7 protein-coding genes are annotated in these 19,688 nt (G+C 48.8%); all 7 read right to left on the bottom strand.

Going from position 1 to position 19,688, the window contains the following annotated elements; all coding sequences use genetic code 11:
• Positions 1-23 precede the first annotated feature (23 nt).
• Positions 24-4,658: an amino acid adenylation domain-containing protein gene (locus NST69_RS10080; RefSeq protein ID WP_342549140.1), complete on the bottom strand. Its 4,635-nt coding sequence runs from the start codon at positions 4,656-4,658 to the stop codon at positions 24-26.
• A gap of 26 nt (positions 4,659-4,684) precedes the next feature.
• Positions 4,685-7,720, bottom strand: coding sequence for a type I polyketide synthase (locus NST69_RS10075; protein WP_036725008.1), 3,036 nt, complete (start codon positions 7,718-7,720; stop codon positions 4,685-4,687).
• 24 nt (positions 7,721-7,744) lie between these two features.
• Positions 7,745-13,219, bottom strand: a complete 5,475-nt coding sequence (locus tag NST69_RS10070) for a type I polyketide synthase (protein ID WP_342549139.1) — start codon at positions 13,217-13,219, stop codon at positions 7,745-7,747.
• Between the two features lie 354 nt (positions 13,220-13,573).
• On the bottom strand, positions 13,574-15,295 hold the full coding sequence (gene cydC, locus NST69_RS10065; protein WP_036725010.1) for a thiol reductant ABC exporter subunit CydC: 1,722 nt from the start codon (positions 15,293-15,295) through the stop codon (positions 13,574-13,576).
• Complete coding sequence (gene cydD / locus NST69_RS10060) at positions 15,292-17,052, bottom strand: thiol reductant ABC exporter subunit CydD (protein ID WP_342549137.1); 1,761 nt, start codon at positions 17,050-17,052, stop codon at positions 15,292-15,294. The genes cydC and cydD overlap by 4 nt, the downstream gene beginning before the upstream one ends.
• Positions 17,053-18,066, bottom strand: a complete 1,014-nt coding sequence (locus NST69_RS10055; RefSeq protein WP_342549136.1) for a cytochrome d ubiquinol oxidase subunit II — start codon at positions 18,064-18,066, stop codon at positions 17,053-17,055.
• Complete coding sequence (locus NST69_RS10050; RefSeq protein ID WP_342549135.1) at positions 18,063-19,430, bottom strand: cytochrome ubiquinol oxidase subunit I; 1,368 nt, start codon at positions 19,428-19,430, stop codon at positions 18,063-18,065. Before NST69_RS10050 ends, NST69_RS10055 begins: the two co-directional genes overlap by 4 nt.
• Positions 19,431-19,688 lie beyond the last annotated feature (258 nt).

Here is a 19,688-nt window from a genome sequence, read left to right as displayed (position 1 = left end):
CTCTTTCTTGTCCCTGAGTGACCTTAATTGAACTTTGCCAAGATGAAATCTAAATCTTCCATATCCACATCGTCAAAATCTGCAGCGGAAACTCCATCATCCTCAGATTCAATACAGTAGCTGATCATCCCCCTAAGCGTATCCGTGAAAGCATTGGCCTGCTGCACGATGTTCTCCCCGGAATGGATATTCGGGTTATATCCCCACTCGAAGGTTAAGCGGTCTTGCTGGATATACCCGTTGACTTCAAGCAGACTGACTCTTGTATTCTTCAATCCCCTGGTATACAGCGGTTCTCCGGTAATCAGCCGGAAATGTGCATGCTCGGAGGTTTTGTTATCTAAATGCCCCATGTAATTAAAAACAATATCCATAGCTTCACGGGGGCAATCACTAAGCAAGAACTCGAACTTACGCTTCTGCACGGCAGCTAATCTGTCTTTCACTTTTTTCAACGTAGCTCCAGTAGTTGAAATATCATCTGCGGAGAAGTACAAAGGATACAGGTTGGTAAACCAGCCTACCGTTCTTGACAGATCCACCTGATCGGCAAGCATATCTCTTCCGTGACTTTCCAGATATAAGGTATGGTCTGCCCCATCCCATTCATGCAGCATCGTTTCCAGGGCGGCAATCATGACCTCAATCGGCTGAATGCTGTAATGCTTAGGCACTTCAATCATTAGCTTGGCGGTATCTTCTTCCGATAAGGAGAACAGGCAGTGCTCTGCTTCTCCTTCAAGATTGTCTATGCTGGACCAGCCTCTTTTGGTTTTACTTGAATGAGCCGCAATTTCTTTGGTCCATTCCTTTTTTTTGCTCACTGCTTCATGGCTGCCGGCGTATGCTTCTGCCGCGTTGCTCCAGCTTATGAAGGATGAGGTTTTCTGCGGAAGCCTGACTTCCCGCTTGTCTATTAAGGCTTGATAGCCATTCAATACATCCTCAGCGATGAACCTGAAGGACACCGCGTCGCATACCAGATGATGTGCTGTCAATACCAGTCTGCTGCTTGACCATGTATCGGACACAATAAGCAGCCCTTTAAATACTTCTCCCGCTTGCAAATTAAGAGATTGCTGAAAAGCCGTCAATTCCTGCTGCATCCGCTGTTCATAGTCATCACAAGCTGGAATCTCTACTGTCTTCAAGCGTTCGCTGTAGGCAAACGGCAGAATATCCGCATACCTTGGAGCCTTTCCGGGAAGTACACGGGTTCTTAACAAATCATGCTGCCGGTACACTTCATTGAGTGCTTCATTCAATCGCCCAGCATCTACAGTCTGCTTCAATTCAAAGCTTACAGACTGATTCCAATGGTTATTTTCCGGGAAATTATTGGTGAAGAACCACTGCTGGATAGGTGTCAACAGGTAAGTACCTGTAACCTCTCCCTGATCACAGCAGATGTGTTCAACTGCCGCAGCCTTTAAGGCCATTTGTTCAATACATTTATCATCGTAAAAAGACTTTAATTCGAGCTTAATTCCTGCCTCTGCCGCCTTAGCAATAACCTGCATGCTGATAATCGAGTCTCCGCCAATTTCGAAGAAATGATCACGGATACTAACCCGCTCAACTCCTAAGAGCTCACTCCAGATTCGTTCCAGCGTTCTTTCAATCTCTGTGGTCGGTTCAGCGAAATCGTTCTCCGCTTCCATAGGCTGGCCTAAGGACGCTAATCTGCTGTTATCCGGCTTACCATTCATATTTAGCGGAATGGCCTCAAGCGTATAAAATGCTGATGGGATCATATACGAAGGTAATCCATCGTTCAAAAAGCTTCTGATTTCTGTCAGAGTCACTGCTGTATCCACAACTACATAAGCTGCCAGATAAAGATTGCTCTTGTGGTCGATCTCCGGGATAACAACCGCCTCAATCACTTTGTTATGAGAAGAGAGTTTATTCTCAATCTCTCCGATTTCGATCCGGTGTCCCCTGATCTTGACCTGATGATCTATTCTTCCGGTAAAAGCAATATTTCCGTCGTCCAGCCAGCTTGCGTAATCCCCCGTCCGGTACAATTTACCGGGACCATAAGGATTATCTATGAATTTCTCCGCTGTCAGTTCCGGCCTGTTCAGATACCCCCGGGCAATGCCTACTCCTGCTATACATAATTCTCCAATAATTCCTTTTCCACATAAGGAAGTATAATTCATAATATAGATTTGCATATTGGTAATTGGCTTGCCGATCGGAATTCTATTCGGGATTTGAACAGTCCTTTCGTATTGCCAGTCCGACGCACAGACCGTAGTCTCGGTAGGTCCATACGCATTGAAATATTCAATCGGCTCTGGCAAATTCTCCACCAGATTGACGCTTGCTGCTGATCCCGCTGTGATCAACAGACGGATTCCGACGGGCCTATCCGCTATTACATTCCAGTATGGCGGAGGCAAGGTGGCAACGGTTACGTTATGCCTTTTCAGCTCCAGTTCCAGCAGATTCACATCCAGCGCTACTTCTTTGGTAATGATGCATAGTCTTGCACCGGTGAGAATTCCCATAATCATTTCCCAGACAGAGGCATCAAAAACAAGATTGGCAAATTGCAGGATTGTATCATCCGTGGTCACTTTGTATTTATTCCAAAAATAATCTCTCAAGTTAACAATACCGCTGTGTTCCACCATAACGCCTTTGGGCTGACCTGTAGTTCCCGAGGTATAGATTACATAAGCAAGATTATCCGGATTGCTGTGGTCCGTAAGATTGTCCGTGGACTCGGTCTCGATATGCTTGTCACCCATTGAAATCTGCTCAATGCCTGCATAATCCTGATGGATGCCGGAAGTTATCATATACCGGACTTTGCTGTCTTCCAGAATATACTCCATCCGCTCCCGGGGATAAGCCGAATCCACCGGCATATAAGCTCCGCCAGCCTTGGTTACCCCCAGTATGGCAATGATGGCCTCAATGGATTTATCCAGCATAATAGCAACCAGACTCTCGCAGCCCACACCGTATTTCCGCAGATGATGTGCCAGTTGATTGCTGCGGTTATTCAGTTCTCTGTAGGTAATCCTCTCATTGCCGCATACTACGGCTACTGCCTCTTCCCGGAGCGCCGCCTGGGTCTCGAATAACTGCTTGATGGTCTGTGGCTTATAGTCCGTAACCTTTTCGTTAAAAGAGTAGAGTATCTCATCCTTTTCTTCTTCCGGGATCATTTCAATATTTGTTATAGGCTGATTGTCATATTCAGCAATGAATTGCAGAATATTCAGATAATAATCCTTAATCTTTTCAATCCGCTCCCGGGAGAATTTATCCGATTTATACTCAAACCAGGCGCTTAACCCATCCTTTTCATCATTGACTTCCAGCGCCAGATCAACCTTGGCCGTTTTTAAATCCAGTTCTTCGAACTCTATGTAGAAATCCTTTGTTGTAATATCCTTTAACGCATTGGTCTCATAACTGAACACCACCTGATAGATCGGGGTGGACAGCAAATCTCTTTCTACCTTCAAGTCCTCTACTATGAAATCAAACGGCAAATCCTGATGCTTCAAGGCCTGCATCACCTGGGCATTCTCCGCCTGGATATAATCGAATAATTGTTGCTCTTCACCAATATTACTGCGGATCGGCAGCATGTTCAGGAAGCACCCGATGATGCTCTGGCATTCCTCTTCATTTCTGCCGGTAACCGGGACCCCGACAATAATATCGTTTTGGTGTACATACTTATGCAGCATGATTTTGAGTGCGCTCATTAACAATACAAACAGTGTAACCCCGTGTTTTTTTGCAGCAGCTTCCAGTTTTACTTTCATCTCCTTGCGGATTGAAAAAGCTACCCGTTCGCCATGATAGGTAAGCCCATGACCGGCCGTGTAATCCGTTGGAAGCATACAGCTCATGCTGCTGCCCGACAATTGTTCCCTCCAGAACTTAAGCTGATGATCGAACTCCCCTTTGGCAATCCGGTCATTCATGTGAATGACATAATCGTAGTATTGCACAGCGGGTTCGTGTACAGATTCCATACTTGCGCCTTCATAGGCTTCATACAGTTGAAGCAATTCTCTAATAAAAATGCCGCTTGAATAACCGTCCGATACAATATGATGCCAAACAATTTGTCCAATCCATTCGGTCTCACTCAACTTGTAACAGATCAGGCGAATAAGCTTGCCCTCAGCTAACTGGAACGGCTGTATTCCTTCCGCGTACATCCTTTGCCTGATACCGTCAGGCGATATTTCCATCCCTGCCTGGGAGCAATCATACATTCTGAAGGCCGGCTCTTCGGTATCTTCGCTGAGCTCAACCTCAAGCTGTCCTTGTCCTCCCTTGAATTTGGAACGCAGCACCTCCTGCTGCTTAACCACCGTTCTGAAGGCCTTGTGCAAAAGCTCCACTTGAAGGTTTCCATGGAATTTCACATAACCCGAAACATTATACGTAATCGATTCATTGAAGAGCTGTTCGACATACCAAATTTTCTTTTGCATATAGTTGGAAGGCAAAACGGTCAACTCCGGTGCTCTCTTGATGACCCTATGCAGCCCTTTGTCTTGCAGGATGATCTGTCTTTTCTTTTTTCTTTGTTCCTCCAAGAGACTCTCCAGCAGCAGTCTCTTGGCGTCCGATAAGGCATTCACTCTGTTTTTCACGCTTCCGCTTTCGTTGTTCTGCATCTCTCCACACCTCTAACTGTCCATATTTAGACTGCATCCAAATCGAGGCTTTCTGACAACTCTTCCAGTACAAGGTCAGCTACATTCTTGACAGTCGGTGCTTCGATAAACAGTTTCAACTGCAATTCAATCCCATAGAGTTCCTTAATTCTCAGGACGACTTGTGTGATCATCAGAGAATGTCCGCCAAGCTCAAAGAAGTTATCGTTGATTCCAATCGGCGTGATCCCCATAATATCCTGGAGGATTTCCACTATACTCTCTTCAATCGCATTGTCAGGCTGTTCATATTCCACCGATATATCCGGCCGGTTATACTCTATCGTGTCCGCTTCTACAGCACTGTCTGCTGAGAGCTCCCTATCCCAGCCGTTGCTTCCAGCCGCTTCATAAGCCTTCTGCTTGCCAGCTTCAATCCAATGTCTCTTCCTTTCAAAAGGATACGTCGGCAAAGGGGTTCTGAATAAGATTTCATCTTCGTAATATTTTGCAAAATCAATGGTTAGTCCGCTGATCCAGGCCTTCTTTACGAACTCCGCCAGAAATTTATTATCATTCATCGTATTTTTAACGCCGCGGACCGTTTGGAACAATAGGCACTCTGCGTAGTCTTTCAAATTATCCTGCATAAAGACAGAGAGCGTTTTTCCCGGACCCACTTCGATGAAGTATTTATAATTTTTCTGTGCCAAATGAAGTGCAGCATCTTTAAATCTGACGGTGCCCAGCATATGCTGTATCCAATAGTCAGCACTCATCGCCTCTTCCGGCTTCAGCCACTCTCCCGTGACATTGGACATGATCGGGATCATCGGCTTGTTGAACGTCACCGTCTGGAGCACCTTCAGCATGTCCTCCACTGCACCCTGCATCATATAGGAATGAAAAGCATGGGAGGTGTGAAGAATTCTGTACTCCCGATGCTCTGTAATCTGTTCGACCACTTCCTGCAGCGCTGCGCTATCCCCGGCCAATACCACCCGGTTCTCGGAATTAATCAAGGCCAGTGAGACCTTCCCGTTAATATAGGCCTGCGCTTCCTGCTCGTTCATGTTCACATACAGCATTTCGCCCGCCGGCAGACTTTGGATGATCCGGCCCCGCATGACCATTAATCTAAGACCATCCTCGAGTGAGAATACCCCGGCCAGACAAGCGGCTACGTACTCCCCAACACTATGCCCCAGCAGAGCTTTGGGAGTAATTCCCCAATGCATCAAAGTCTTGGCCAAGCAGTACTCAATGGCAAATAGAGCAACCTGTGTATTCTGGGTTTCTGTTAGTGTCTCCTCACCCTTAGCATCCGCTTGATCTGCAAAGATAAGCTGTCTTAAATCATAGTTCAACTGCTTCTGAAGGATTTCGAAGCACTTATCCAGCTCATGCCGGAATACAGGCTTCGTATCGTACAGTTGTTTTGTCATATTCACATACTGCACGCCTTGTCCCGGGAACAGGAACACAATCTCCTTTTCGTTCTCATTTGGAGATTTCACCGCAGGAAGGCTCCCGCCCAATTTATGAATCAGATCTTCTCTGCTGTTACAGACCAGACCGCCTCGATAGGGCAGTCTCTTTCTTCCGATATTCATCGTATACAGGATATTCCGGTAATCAATGTCTTCATTATTTTGTACAAAATCCAGCAATTGTCCGGCCACCTCTTCATAGGCGGTCTTTGTCTTTGCGGATAGCAGCAGCAATTGGAATTCCTCATTACTCTCGACTTTGCGGGTGTCGATCGCTTCTTCCAGGACTACATGAACATTGGTCCCGCCAATGCCAAACGAGCTGACGCCCGCTCTTCTTACCCCGCAATCCGGGTTCCAGTCTTGGAGGCGGGTATTGACATAGAAAGGCGAGTTCTGCAAATCAATGTTAGGATTCGTTTCTTTATAGTTGATGCAGGGTACAAGCTTCTGCTTCTGGAGCATCAGACTGGTTTTGATTAACCCGGCCGTACCTGCTGCAGAATCCAAATGTCCGATATTGGCTTTCACTGCACCCAGGGCGCAGAAATTCAGCTTGTCCGTGGCTTCCGAGAAGGCTTCTGTAAGTGCTTGGACCTCTATGGGGTCCCCCATGGGAGTCGCTGTTCCATGAGTCTCAATATAAGTAATCGTGTCTTCATCTATCTCGCTTAGGATCTGGGCGCTCTTAATCGCATTGCGTTCGCCTTCAATGCTTGGTGCCGAATAACCCACCTTTGCCGAACCGTCATTATTAAAGGCGGCTCCCTTAATGACAGCAATGATATGATCGCGGTCGTTCACAGCATCTTCCAATCTTTTCAGCAGCACGGTTCCTACTCCGCTGCCGCTTAATGAACCGCTGCAATCTTTATCAAACGGCCGGCAATGTCCGTCCTCCGCGAGAACCTCTCCTTTGATGTAGAGATAACCGCTATCCTGAGGAAGCGACAGGGAGCTCCCTCCGGCAATGGCCATATCGCATTGATAATTCAGCAGAGCCTGACAGCCCAGAACTACGGCGGTCAAGGAAGTGGAACATGCAGTCTGCACGTTCACGCTCGGTCCCTTCAGATTCAGCTTGTAGGAAATCATGGTCGAAGCATAATGAACATCGTTCCCAATCCATATTTGTCTGATCTCGGGAGTGGAATCCAGATCCATACTGGACATAATATTCTTCAATAAATACTTGCTGGTTCCCGTTCCGACGAAAACGCCCACCTTCCCTGCATACTGGTCCGATTGGTATCCGGCACTTTCCATCAGCCGCCATGAGCTCTCAAGCAGAATTCTTTGCTGCGGGTCCATCAGTGCCGCTTCCCTGGGCGTGAAGCCAAAGAACGCCGCATCAAATTGCTCAATATTATTTATTTTGAAGCCGCACTTCCTGTACTCGGGATTGCTGAGCAGTTCTTCCGGTACCCCCGCTGCCCGAAGCTCCTCATCGGTGAAGAAGGTAAGCGACTCCGTCCCGTTGCACAGATTCTCCCAATACTGCATTACGTCATCTGCTCCCGGAACCTGGCAGTCCATTCCGATAATGGCAATATCGAGGTCTCTAAGATCATCATTCTGAGCGGATATTTCCATGCTTCTGTATCCTCCTTTCCGTTTTTATTTAGATAATAGAAGTGCAGCCTCTTCTTCTGTCAGATTCTCTAACTGGTCCAATAATGCTTCCAGGTCTGCTTCGGATTCGTCTTCAATAATTAAGTCGTTAATGTCATTGAAGTGTTTTCCGGCCAAGTCAGCAATGCTGATTCCGCCCAGAAGGTCAACAATGGAAATGTTAATACTGCATTTCTTATTTATTTTATTTCTGATCTCTGCAGCGATAATGGAGTCCACTCCAACCGAACTGATCGGCTCATCAAGCACAAGTGCTTCCTTCTTGGCATGAATGGTCTCAGCGATGATCTCAGCGAAGAAATCCATAATAACTGCACTTTTTTCTTCCATGCCGGAGGCTTTGGCCAGAATGCTGAACAAGTCCGTCTCCTGCGCGTCCCCTGCGGTATCTTCGCTTTGCACGGCGAGGTGATTGTACAATGCAGGCTTGCCCGGATAATTATTAAGCGCAAGCGGCCAGTCCGCTTCACCGATTACCGCATGGCATAGCTGTTGTCCGAACACTCTTTCCAGGGCCTGCATGCCATTCACTGCGTAGATCGGGTTCATGCCTCTTTGATATTTATAATGATCAATCAAATTCTTTTCTTTAACCATCCCCACACCCCATGGTCCCCAGCCCAGACTCAAAGCGGATTTGCCTTTACTGCGGCGGTAGCAGGCCAGTGAATCCATAAAGGAATTCGCTGCGGCATAATTCACTTGTCCAACCGCCGTTACAACCGAGCCGGTGGATGAATACATGATGAAAAAGTCCAGTTCAACCTCTTCAAGATATTTATGCAATAACCAGGCGCCTTTAACTTTGGTGTCATAGACCTCATCGAACTCATGTTGCTCCATCTGCATCATTAATTTGTCTTTGACTACACCGGCAATATGGACTACACCGCCGACCGGCATGGTTTCTTCATGAATCAATCTATGCGTAAGCTCCCCGACTGCTGCTTCATTAGCGATGTCCAGCGCGGCTACTTCAACGGTACAGCCTTTCCGTTCAAGCTCATTGATAAATTGCACCTGGCTGTACAGCTTATGGGATGAAGCCATCACTTTTCTTTCTTTTTTACCAGGGAACGGAGTACGTCCCACCAATACAAAATGTCTGGCTCCCTTCTCGTACATCCAATTCACAGTGATTTGCCCGAGTGAGCCCATGGCACCTGTGACCAGATAAATCTTATTGTCCGCCATAGTTACCGGGATGTTCCCGTCCAGATCGTAGATATGCTCCAGTCTGGCAACATAACGGACACCGTTTCTATACGCCAGCTGATCTTCACGTGTATAGTTCTCCAGATCATTGATCAAAAGCTCGACAGAGGCGGGGTGATGATCGATATCCATACTTGCTCCCCAGCTTCCAATGCACTCGGAGTGGCTGATTACTCTGCACATACCGATAGCCGCTCCCTGCAGGACATCAACTGGCTCCTTGCCGTCAACACTGACTGCCCCTTGGGTAACTGCCCAAGTACGATATTTCACGGAGTGCTCATTCAAAGTATTCATAACATGGCGGATACTGTTGACAGCCTTCTGCTTGGAAGCCTCAATAGCATCCGTGTCCATCTGATCATGACTTGTAATGTCCATACCCCACAGGTGGATAATGCCGTATTCCTGCTCTTGATCCATGTGCTGAATCAGCTTGATATAATCCGCTTGATTATTGCTGACAATAACACTGCCTGCATCCTGGTTGCCGGGATTCTGATAATCCGCGTAGAACCGTTTGCAGTTATAGCCTCTGCCGCTTAGGTTCTGGGCAATCCTGTCACCCATGCCGGAAGCATCACACAGCACAACCCAGTTCGTATACGAATGTCGGGCTGCGATCAGCTGCTCATCGTTCTCTACCTCCTGAGCCTTCCATTCAATGCCATAGAACCATTCTTTCAGATTCTTCTCGCTAAGCACGGCAGCTTCCGGACTTTTCTCTACGGATCTGGCCACAAAGTTGTCTACAATGACAACAATGTTTCCTTGCTCATCATAGATTTCAATATCTCCGGCAATGAACTCCTTACCCGATTCCTTCACTATAGAACGGACCCGCAATGGACCGGACGTGTTACCGTATACGACGACTGAGTCCACCGTATCCGGCAGCTTAATATCAACTTGTCCGTGATCTCTCAGCTCATCAAATTGATTAACGAGAAGCGACTGAAAGGCAGCATCAAGAATAACCGGATGCAGAATATTATCCATGTCCTGGATGCCTAACTCGTCCAGCGTGCAGATATCAGCCAGAACTTCATTATGATTAATCCATACCTTCTTAAGTCCCTGGAACATAGGGCCGTAGGTGAAATTCATTTTCTCCAGCAGCCCGTAGCATTCCGCCTGATTCAGAATTTCCTTGGCACTGTGCTTAAGAGCCTCCAGATCGGCTGTCCGGCTCACACTCCAGGTCTGTTTTCTGACAAATTCCCCACAGAAATTCTCGGTAGTTCTGGATACATCGCCATCTGCCAGGCTTCCGATCTTCACCACACCATGCTGCGGATCATAGTTAATAGACATATGGCCGGCATTGTTCTCATCAAGGAACAGCGCTCTTTTAAAGTGAATATGATATAAACCATACACCTCATCCATGCTTAATTTGCTGTAATCACGGAGCATTTGGAACGCGGCTTCAATGAAATGGGCACCGGCCAGCAGTACACTGCCATTTACACAATGGTCTGAGACGAACGGCATCATATAATCATTGATTTCCGCTTCCCATGCCGGAACCACGCTGTTCTTGCGGTATCCGATAAAAGGATGCTCTTTCTGTCCAAGACGTCTCTTCATATGCTCTTTGGATTCCTTCCAGAACCTCTCATGCTCCCATTGATAATGCGGCAGCTTCACATACTTAAAGGTTCCTCTGTAGATCCGGGACCAGTCAATTTCATATCCTGCACAGAATAGCTCAGACAAGGTTCTAACCATTCTTGGTATTTCCGGATCATTTCTGCGGAGGGAGGGCGAGATCTGAACTTCTATATCCTTCTCGCTCGCAAGCTCACTGACTGAATTCGCCAGTACCGGATGAGGGCCAATCTCAACAAAACAGGAATAGCCTTCCTCCAAAATCTGTTCCATGGCCTTGGCAAAGTACACGGAACCGGATACATTCAGCCACCAGTATTCATTATCCAGCTCCGGCCCTTCCGCCAGCTGGCCATTTCCGGTGGTATACGTTCTGATTTTGGTTGGTTGCGGATGAATATCGCGCAGGGCTTCCAGCAGCTCCGATTTAATCTCATTCATAAACACACTATGATAAGGTACCGTTACTCTTAAGAACTTGTTAAAAACACCGTCAACTTCAAGCTTGCTGCTGATCTCTGTAAGACAGGCCATATCTCCGGACAGGGTTACGCTTGTGTTGCTGTTGATTGCCGCAATGGATACTTTGTCGTTATTGTCAGCAATCAGCTCCTTGGCCTGTTCTTCATTCAAGCCAACCGCAAGCATACCGCCTTTACCCGTCAGCCGCTGCTGGAGCATACTGCGGTAATACGAAATCCGGACCGCATCTTCAAAACTGTAGACACCGGCAGCATACAATCCTGCCACTTCACCCACACTGTGTCCGATAATCAGATCCGGGACGACCCCCATGCTCTTCCACATCTCAACCAAGGCCACCTGCACCGTAAAATTCAACGGCTGGGAGACTTCGGTGAACTGCATGCTGGATTGTTCCTCATGAATCAGGAATTCATCCATCAATGACCAGGACAAGTATCGGGAGAACTCAGCGTGGCACTTCTCGACCGTATTGCGAAATACCGTATTCACATGATAGAGCTCGCGTCCCATCGCGTACCATTGGGGACCCATGCCGGTGAAAATAAACACCAGTCTCTTGTCTTTACCTTCATTGCCCACAACCACATTCTGCGGCAAAGTATCCTGCTGATAATCTGTCAGCCCCTGAATGATCTCCTGTATATTCCCTCCGAATAACACAAGGGATTTCGGGAATTTCTCACGTTTGGTAAGTGCGGAATAACAAATATCCGGTAAGCTTTCGGCGGTTTGATTCAAAAATTCAGTGTATTCTGCGGCAAGAGCCTTTAAGGATTGTTCTGTTTTTGCGGAGATGGTTAATACTTGAGGCAGTTCTTCGTTGACTGTTCCATCGTACTGTCTGTCACCGGTTATTCCCTGTAAAATCACGTGCGCATTGGTTCCGCCAAATCCGAACGAATTGACACCGACGATGGCATCTTTACCATCCTGCGGCCAGCTTTCATTGGTTAAGGGAATTCTTAGCCTCAGCTTGTCCAGATCAAGCTCAGGATTAAGCTCTTTCATTCCGATATGCGGCACAATCTGTCTGTGATCAAGAATGCACGCCGCCTTGATTACCGATGCTACGCCGGAAGCTGCCTCCAGATGACCGATGTTCGGTTTGACCGAGGCCATGATACATCTGTTATCTTCCGTCCTGTGCTCTCCAAAGAACTCACCGACCGCATTGACTTCAATGGGATCACCCAGTGCTGTTCCGGTTCCATGCAATTCGACATACTGAACTTCATCGGAGGCAATCCCTGCTCTCGCATATACATCCTGCAGCAACATCTTTTGGGATTCGCCGTTAGGAACCGTAATACCATTCGTTTTTCCGTCCTGGTTCACAAGGCTCTCTCTGATCACGGCATACACATAGTCGCCGTCTTCGAGCGCTTTTTCCAGACTTTTAAGAACAAGGATTCCGCCCCCTTCTCCCCTGACATAACCGTTCGCAGCAGCGTCGAAGGTCTTGCAGCTTCCGTCCACCGACAAGAATCCGCCTTTGGATTCTGCTATGAAATATTCCGGGGCATAGATCAGTTCCATGCCGCCTGCCAAGGCCAGATCGCATTCACCATTGTGCAGACTTTTGCAGGCCTCATGAACAGAAACCACGGAGGACGAGCAGGCTGTGTCTATGGATAGAGAGGGACCCATTAAATTGTATATGTACGAGATTCTATTCGATAACATCGTCATCATGCTTCCTACTGCAGCATGGGTTCCAATTTGTGCAGCGTCAGCAAATTGCAGAATTTTATAATCGAGCGTAAATCCGCCGATAAACACACCGGTGCGGGAACCGCTCAGACTGCCGGGCTTAATTCCTGCGTCTTCTAGAGCCTCCCAGACAATCTCCAGCATTTGCCTCTGTTGCGGATCGATTTGATCTGCCTCTCTGGCATTAATCCCAAAGAACTTTGCATCAAATTGATCAAACTTATCGATAAATCCTCCGCGCCTGGCGTGGCTTTTTCCTTTTACCTGTTTGTTAGGATGATAATATTCTTCAATACTCCATCTATCCTCGGGAATATCCGTAATCGTATCCTTGCCTGACTTCAAGATGTCCCAGAACTGTTCTACATTATTTGCGCTTCCCGGGAACCTGCAGCCCATCCCCACAATCGCCACTAGCTTGTCCGTCTGCTTATTCATACCTCTCGCTCCTTTTACTATGCTTATCATTCACATCTGTAAATCACAAAAAAATTCCATCGACTAACTATGTATTATTTTGCATAAATATGCATTTTACAACGGATTGGTAGACTTCAGAGTAGTGATAATTAACTATTACCATTAAAGGGGATGAATAGGTATAAAGTAGGGAGAATTAGTATAAGAGGTAATATTTACATTTAACAAGATAAAAATAGCATATATCCCAAAATTAAAATGTGACTTTCTTCACCAAAAAAAGGCTCACCTTAAGGTGAGCAGCATAACCATATCGATGGTCGCATTGTTAATCAATTCACGAATAATCGCCTCGCGGTAGAGACCTTTTGCCTATAGCTCTCCAATCATTTGCAGCTCTATTTGCTTCATACGGTACAAGTAGCCCTGTTGCTCCATTAGCTCCGCATATGAACCTGTTTCGATGACCCTGCCCTGCTCCATGACGATGATCCTGTCCATACCTTCCAGGCCGGTAAGCCGGTGGCAAATGAGCAGTAAGGTATCTCCGGCGGACTGTTCGTAGAGACGGGTTAACACGCGCTCTTCTGTTACATAGTCCAGCGAAGAGGTCGGTTCATCCAGCAGCCATAACCGCCCTTTGCGGAGCATGACCCGGGCCAGCGCCAGACGCTGCTTCTCCCCGTCGGACAGGTTCTCTCCTTTTTCGAATACCACATCATGTAATGCCACATCCGGCAGTTGGGCCTTAGCGAGAGCTTCTAACAATACTTCGTCAGATGCTTCTTCTCCATTCAGCAGCAGGTTGTCACGGACTGTTCCACGGAAAAAATGACCTTGCTGTAAGACGACATTTGAGGCTTCCCAAATGCCTGACTCATCCAGCTCTTGTACCGGAATGCCGTTCAAACGTATGTCCCCGGAAACAGGCGTGCGCAGCTTGAGCAGCAGCTCGATCAGCGTTGATTTGCCGGACCCGCTCGGTCCGACCACGGCTGTTCTGGAGCCGGCCGGGAGGTGCAGCGACACCTCCGTCAGCGCGGGCCGCCACTCGTCATCATATTGGAACGTAACACCGGACAGCTCCACCGAAACCGGATTTCCCGCGGGCAGAGTGCGGTCCGGCTGCACAGGTAAATCAGTGGCAGTCAATACGGTTTCAGTCAGCCTTTTGGCCGCATGCTCACTGTCTTGCTTATAGGCTGGCAAAGTGGCCATGGCTCCAGCTTCTTCAAACACCGTCTGTGCGGCCATCACAAGCATCGCTAAAAACACGCCAGCCAGCGCACCCTCCATAATTAGATAGGCCCCAAGCGTCAGTACACCCCAGGAAATAAAAAAGGTTACAAAGGTGTGCATCGCCTGTCCGCGCAGCAGATGACCTGCTGCACGCTGCTGATCTGCTGTCAGTGCTGCCGAAGCCGCCTGGAGCTGCTGCTCCCGCTGCGGCAATTGCCCGTACACCTTCAGATCGCGGAAGCCGTACAAGACCTCGGTGACTTCCGTTGACAGCAGCGCCCGCTGCTTACGGACGCGGCCGTGTATCGCCCGCTGGCCCACCAATACGATTCCCGGTACAACCACTGCGGTCAGCAGCATCCCTATTACGAACAAGCAGGCCATCCAGAATGAATAAGAGGCACTGAACACCATGGTTGCCAGAAACACCGTGATGACGATCACCGGCGGATAAGCGACACGCAAAAAATAATTCTGCAGGCTCTCTACATCGCCGACAATCCGCGCCAGCAGATCTCCGCTGCGGTTCTTGTTCAATATACCGGGCGTTAACGGGATCAGCCGGGCAAAAAAGTCTGTACGCAAACGGCTAAGCATGGAAAAGGTTGCTCTGTGCGAATACAGGCGTTCCCCGTAACGGCTTGCCGCCCGGAGCAGACCCAGCAGCTTGACCAGCGCGGTAAGAACAATCAAGGTATAGAGCGGCGGCATAAAGACCGTCTGTGAAATCAGATACCCGCTTGCGGAGAACAGGGCCACACCGGCAGCGCCGGCAATAAACCCTCCCAGAATCGACAGGAGTATATCCTTCCGCTCTGCTATCATGGCCTTGGACAAAATCGCCAGCTCGTTCATGCTGACCCTCCTTTTCGCTGAATATGGGCCATCTCGGCATATTGAGGCACTCGTTCAAGGAGCTCGTCGTGAGGTCCTGCCGCCGCTAATACGCCATGGTCCATAAACAAAATGTGATCCGCTTGCCGGATCGTATACAACCGGTGTGCGACTGTGATCATCGTTGCATTTCGAGCCAGCGCGGTTATGGAGCTTTGCAGGATTTGTTCGGTCTGCAAGTCGAGGCCCACCGTAGGCTCATCGAACAGGATCAGAGCCGGCCGTTTCAAAAAGGCCCGCGCTAAAGCAAGGCGCTGCTTTTCCCCGCCCGACAATCCCCTGCCGCCTTCTCCGACATTGGTGTCGAGTCCCTGTTCCAGCCCGGCAACAAGCTGTGCAAGTCCCGCATCCTCAGCGGCCTGCCTGATTTCTTCTCTGGAGACCTTACGCCCAGCACCGATTGCGATATTCTCAGCAAATGTGCCGGCAAAAATATAAGGATGCTGTGTAATATAGCTGACCTGCTCAAACCATGAGTCTTCCTCCCACACCGACAACGGGCTTCCGTTCACCAGCACTGTCCCGGATACCGGCTTCAGCAGTCCGGCAATGAGATGGAGCAAGGTTGTTTTGCCCGAGCCGCTGTGCCCGACAATCGCAACATGCTCTCCCGGTCCTATGGAGACAGGCCCAGCTTTAAGCTCGAATGAACCGGGGGCATAATGGAAATGCACATCATCCAGCGCAATGGAGGGCGGCATCTTGAGAAGCTTGGCTGAGGACTGCCCGCCCCCTTCCGGCTGTGCACCGGTGCCGCCGCCTATTTCCGCAAGCATCTGCTCCACCTTACGGACCGCCCCCATACTGGTCCGCCCGCTGTGAAAAGCGGTGCCTGTATTTTTGAGCAGGTTAAAAAACTCGGGAACAAGCAGCAGTACAAGAAAGGCCGTGTGGAACGGCATCGATTTGAATACGAGCAGTTGAATAGCCAATTCAAGGGCAACAATCCCGATGCTCAGCATGACGATGGATTCCAGCATAAACGTATTCGTAAAGGCAACCTTCAAAATATCCATGGTCGCGTCACGGTAACCCAGGCTGCTGCGCTCAATTTGCTGCTGCTGGCGGCGGGATTGTCCAAATATTTTCAACGTCACGAGCCCTTGAAGCGAATCCAGGAACGTACCGGAGAACTCTGCAAGCTGCGCATATTTCTCTTCGGATTTGTTCTTCGTTTGCAGTCCCACCAGAATCATAAACAGCGGGATGAACGGTGCCGTAAACAGCAGAATGAAGCCGGTATTCGCATGTAAAACAAACGTAACCGCCAGAATCAGAACCGGGATGATAGCAGCTTCGGCCATCCGCGGCATGTATTGACTGAAGTAGCTGTCCGCCTCGTCCACTGCATCCAGAGCCACACTGACCTTTCCTCCCGTCTGCCCCCGCAGCGTTGAAGGCATGGAGGCATGGGTAAGCTTTTGCAGCACGGCTGAACGCATATTTGCCTTAGCGGCGGCTGCCATAGCCAAGCCTATTCTTCCGTTTCCGTATAGCAGCAAAGTGCGGATAGCCATCACTGACAGCAGAAGAGCGAGCAGCAGAGCAACCGAGGATAAGGAAGCCTTCTCCACGAACACCCGCTGGACCGCTTCCGCCAGCAGCCCGGCCTGACTTACAATCGCAATGCCGAGCATGAGCGACAGGAGGGTCAGCATAACCAGCCGTTTTCGTTGCCCCGACATTTGCTCAGCGATCAGACTTGTTTTGCTCTTCATTTATTTCTTTCCTTTCACATAGTCTGCGTCAAAGAGGAACAGCTTGAACACCAGAATCAGGGAAGGAATGAGCAAGCACATGCCCCCGATGAACACAATGACCAGCGCCAGGCCCATAGCCGGTGAAGTGATGCTGTTCTCAAGCGTAATGAACGGGTCCAGAATATAAGGATACTGCCCGATGCCGTATGCGAAGAAGGCGCAGAGAAATTGCAGCATGATGCTTATGAACGCCAACCCGTAACGGCGTCCGCTGTACAGCAGCCACATGGCAAGCATGAAGAAAGCCACGGACAGCGCAAGCAGCCACCATAGATCCATCATATTTTGAAAATGCCGCTCATTGTGCTGGCCCAAATAGATAAAGGCCGTCAATGCGGTAACAATGGTCGGCGTGCTCCAAAACAGCGCATAGGTCCGCATCAGCTTCAGCGCGGGTTGATCCTCTGCCCGGGAAGCATAAAAGGCCAAAAAGGAGGCGCTGATGAACAGCACCGATACAATCGCCAAGCCTACAATGCTCCAGGATAACGGATTGGTGAACAAGGCCCAGTAATCCAGCGACACGTTCTCCCCCTGCTTAAAGATAAAGCCGCCTTCCGACAGGGTGAGCGCCACGGACAAGGATGCGGGAATCAGCAGGCCCGAAGCGCCGTACAGGAACAGATATACGATGTTATTTTTGGAGCCGTAATTCTCGAACGCATAGAACGAACCACGGATCGCGATGAGGATAAGCGCAATGCTTCCCGGAACAAGCAACGCCGAGCCGTAATAATAAGCGGTATCCGGGAAGAAGCCGACAAGTCCAATGTAAAAAAAGACGAAAAAGACATTCGTAATCTCCCAGACCGGCGATAAGTAGCGGGAGATCAGACGGTTAATCAGATGATCCTGCTTCGTCAGCCGGGCATAAAAGGCAAAGAAGCCGGCTCCAAAATCAATGGAGGCCACAATTAAATATCCGTATAAAAACAGCCAGAGCACTGAAATCCCAATTAGCTCGTAACTCATTTTGCGTGCTCACCCTTTCCTGTTGATTTGTCGCCGGGAGGCTGATTCCACTTCTCCATCTCGGTTTCCGCCGGATTGTCCTTGAACATGCGCCGCAGCACAAGCACACAGACAGTACCTAACAGGATGTACAGCAACAGGAACACAAAAAATAGGATTCTCACGCTTGGTGATGTCGTAGCCCCGTCTTCTACACGCATGTATCCCCTTAAAATCCAGGGCTGCCGACCGATTTCAGCGTAAAACCAGCCTAGCTCGACTCCCAAAAAAGCAAGAGGTGCGCCTAACGCGATCGCGCGAAGCAGCCATTTGTTATGCTCATTGCGTTTTTTCCAGAAGACAAACAGGAAATACAGGAACGAAATGCCTAGTAGTGCGAACCCTACACCGACCATCAGATCAAACAAATAATGAACCAGGAGCGGCGGCCGCTCATCCGCAGGGAATTCATTCAGACCTGTCACTTCTGCATTAAAATCTCCAAAGGCGAGGAAGCTGAGAAATTTGGGAATGTGCAGTGCGCCCAGAACTTCATGCTCTGCGTTAAGCCACCCTAACAGAATCAGATCTGCCCCGCTTTCCGTTTCAAAATGCCACTCTGCCGCAGCCAGCTTCTCCGGCTGATGCTCCGCCAAAAATTTTGCAGACGTATCTCCAGCAAGTGCATTCAGCAGTCCAAACACCATCACCACGGCCATCATCAGCTTCAGCGCTTTTTTATGGTATTCGGAGGCACCCTTCTTCAGGAGTGCGAACGCGGCAATGCCTGCCAGCAGTGCAGCTCCGGTCAGATAGGCTGAGCTTAAGACATGGAACACCTTGGAGAACGTCGCTGTATTCAACATCGCCTCCACCGGATTCACTGCGATGAATTGCCCTCCCGCCATAGCAAAGCCCTCGGGCTGATTCATGAACCCGTTTACGGTCGTGATAAAAACAGCGGACATTCCTGCACCGGCAACAATCGGAATCGTAAGGAGCCAGTGGATATACGGTTTTTTGAACCGGTCCCAGGTATAGAGGTAAATGCCCAGGAAGATGGCCTCAAAAAAGAAAGCAAACACTTCCATAAATAACGGGAGCGCAATCACGTTACCGGCCAGCTTCATGAAATTCGGCCAGACCAAGGCCAGCTGCAATGAAATCGCTGTACCTGTCACCACACCCACCGCCACAGAAATGACAAACCCCCGGGCCCATCTCTTCGCCATTAGCGTGTAGTGAGCGTCTTTTTTGCGTATGCCCATGAATTCAGCAATGGCGATCATCAGCGGAACCCCAACGCCAATTGTTGCGAATATAACGTGGAACCCCAGTGTCAAGCCAGTCACCAGTCTGCTCCACAGCACGGTATCGATGCCCATTACGTTAGTGCCTCCTTATAAAAATCGTAGATATTTTGAATTATTATATCTTTAATTTTAAGTAAATCGGCTCCGGTCACCTTTTTGCCTTCAAACGTTCATGGAAGCATCAACTCTTTCTTACATCTTAGTGAATACCGCCGAAACTACTCTATCGGGCTATTGATAGATAGGGAATAACATGGTACAGGACTGTTCCAGTAATAAAAACAGCGGCAATCTAAGACTCAATAAATAAAGTCTTAAACTGCCGCTGAT

Origin of the sequence: Paenibacillus sp. FSL P2-0089, assembly GCF_038595095.1 — a bacterium.
Lineage (GTDB): Bacteria > Bacillota > Bacilli > Paenibacillales > Paenibacillaceae > Paenibacillus_AQ > Paenibacillus_AQ silagei.
The sequence above is the reverse complement of the archived record's forward strand: the minus strand, read 5'-3'. Positions and strand labels throughout refer to the sequence as shown.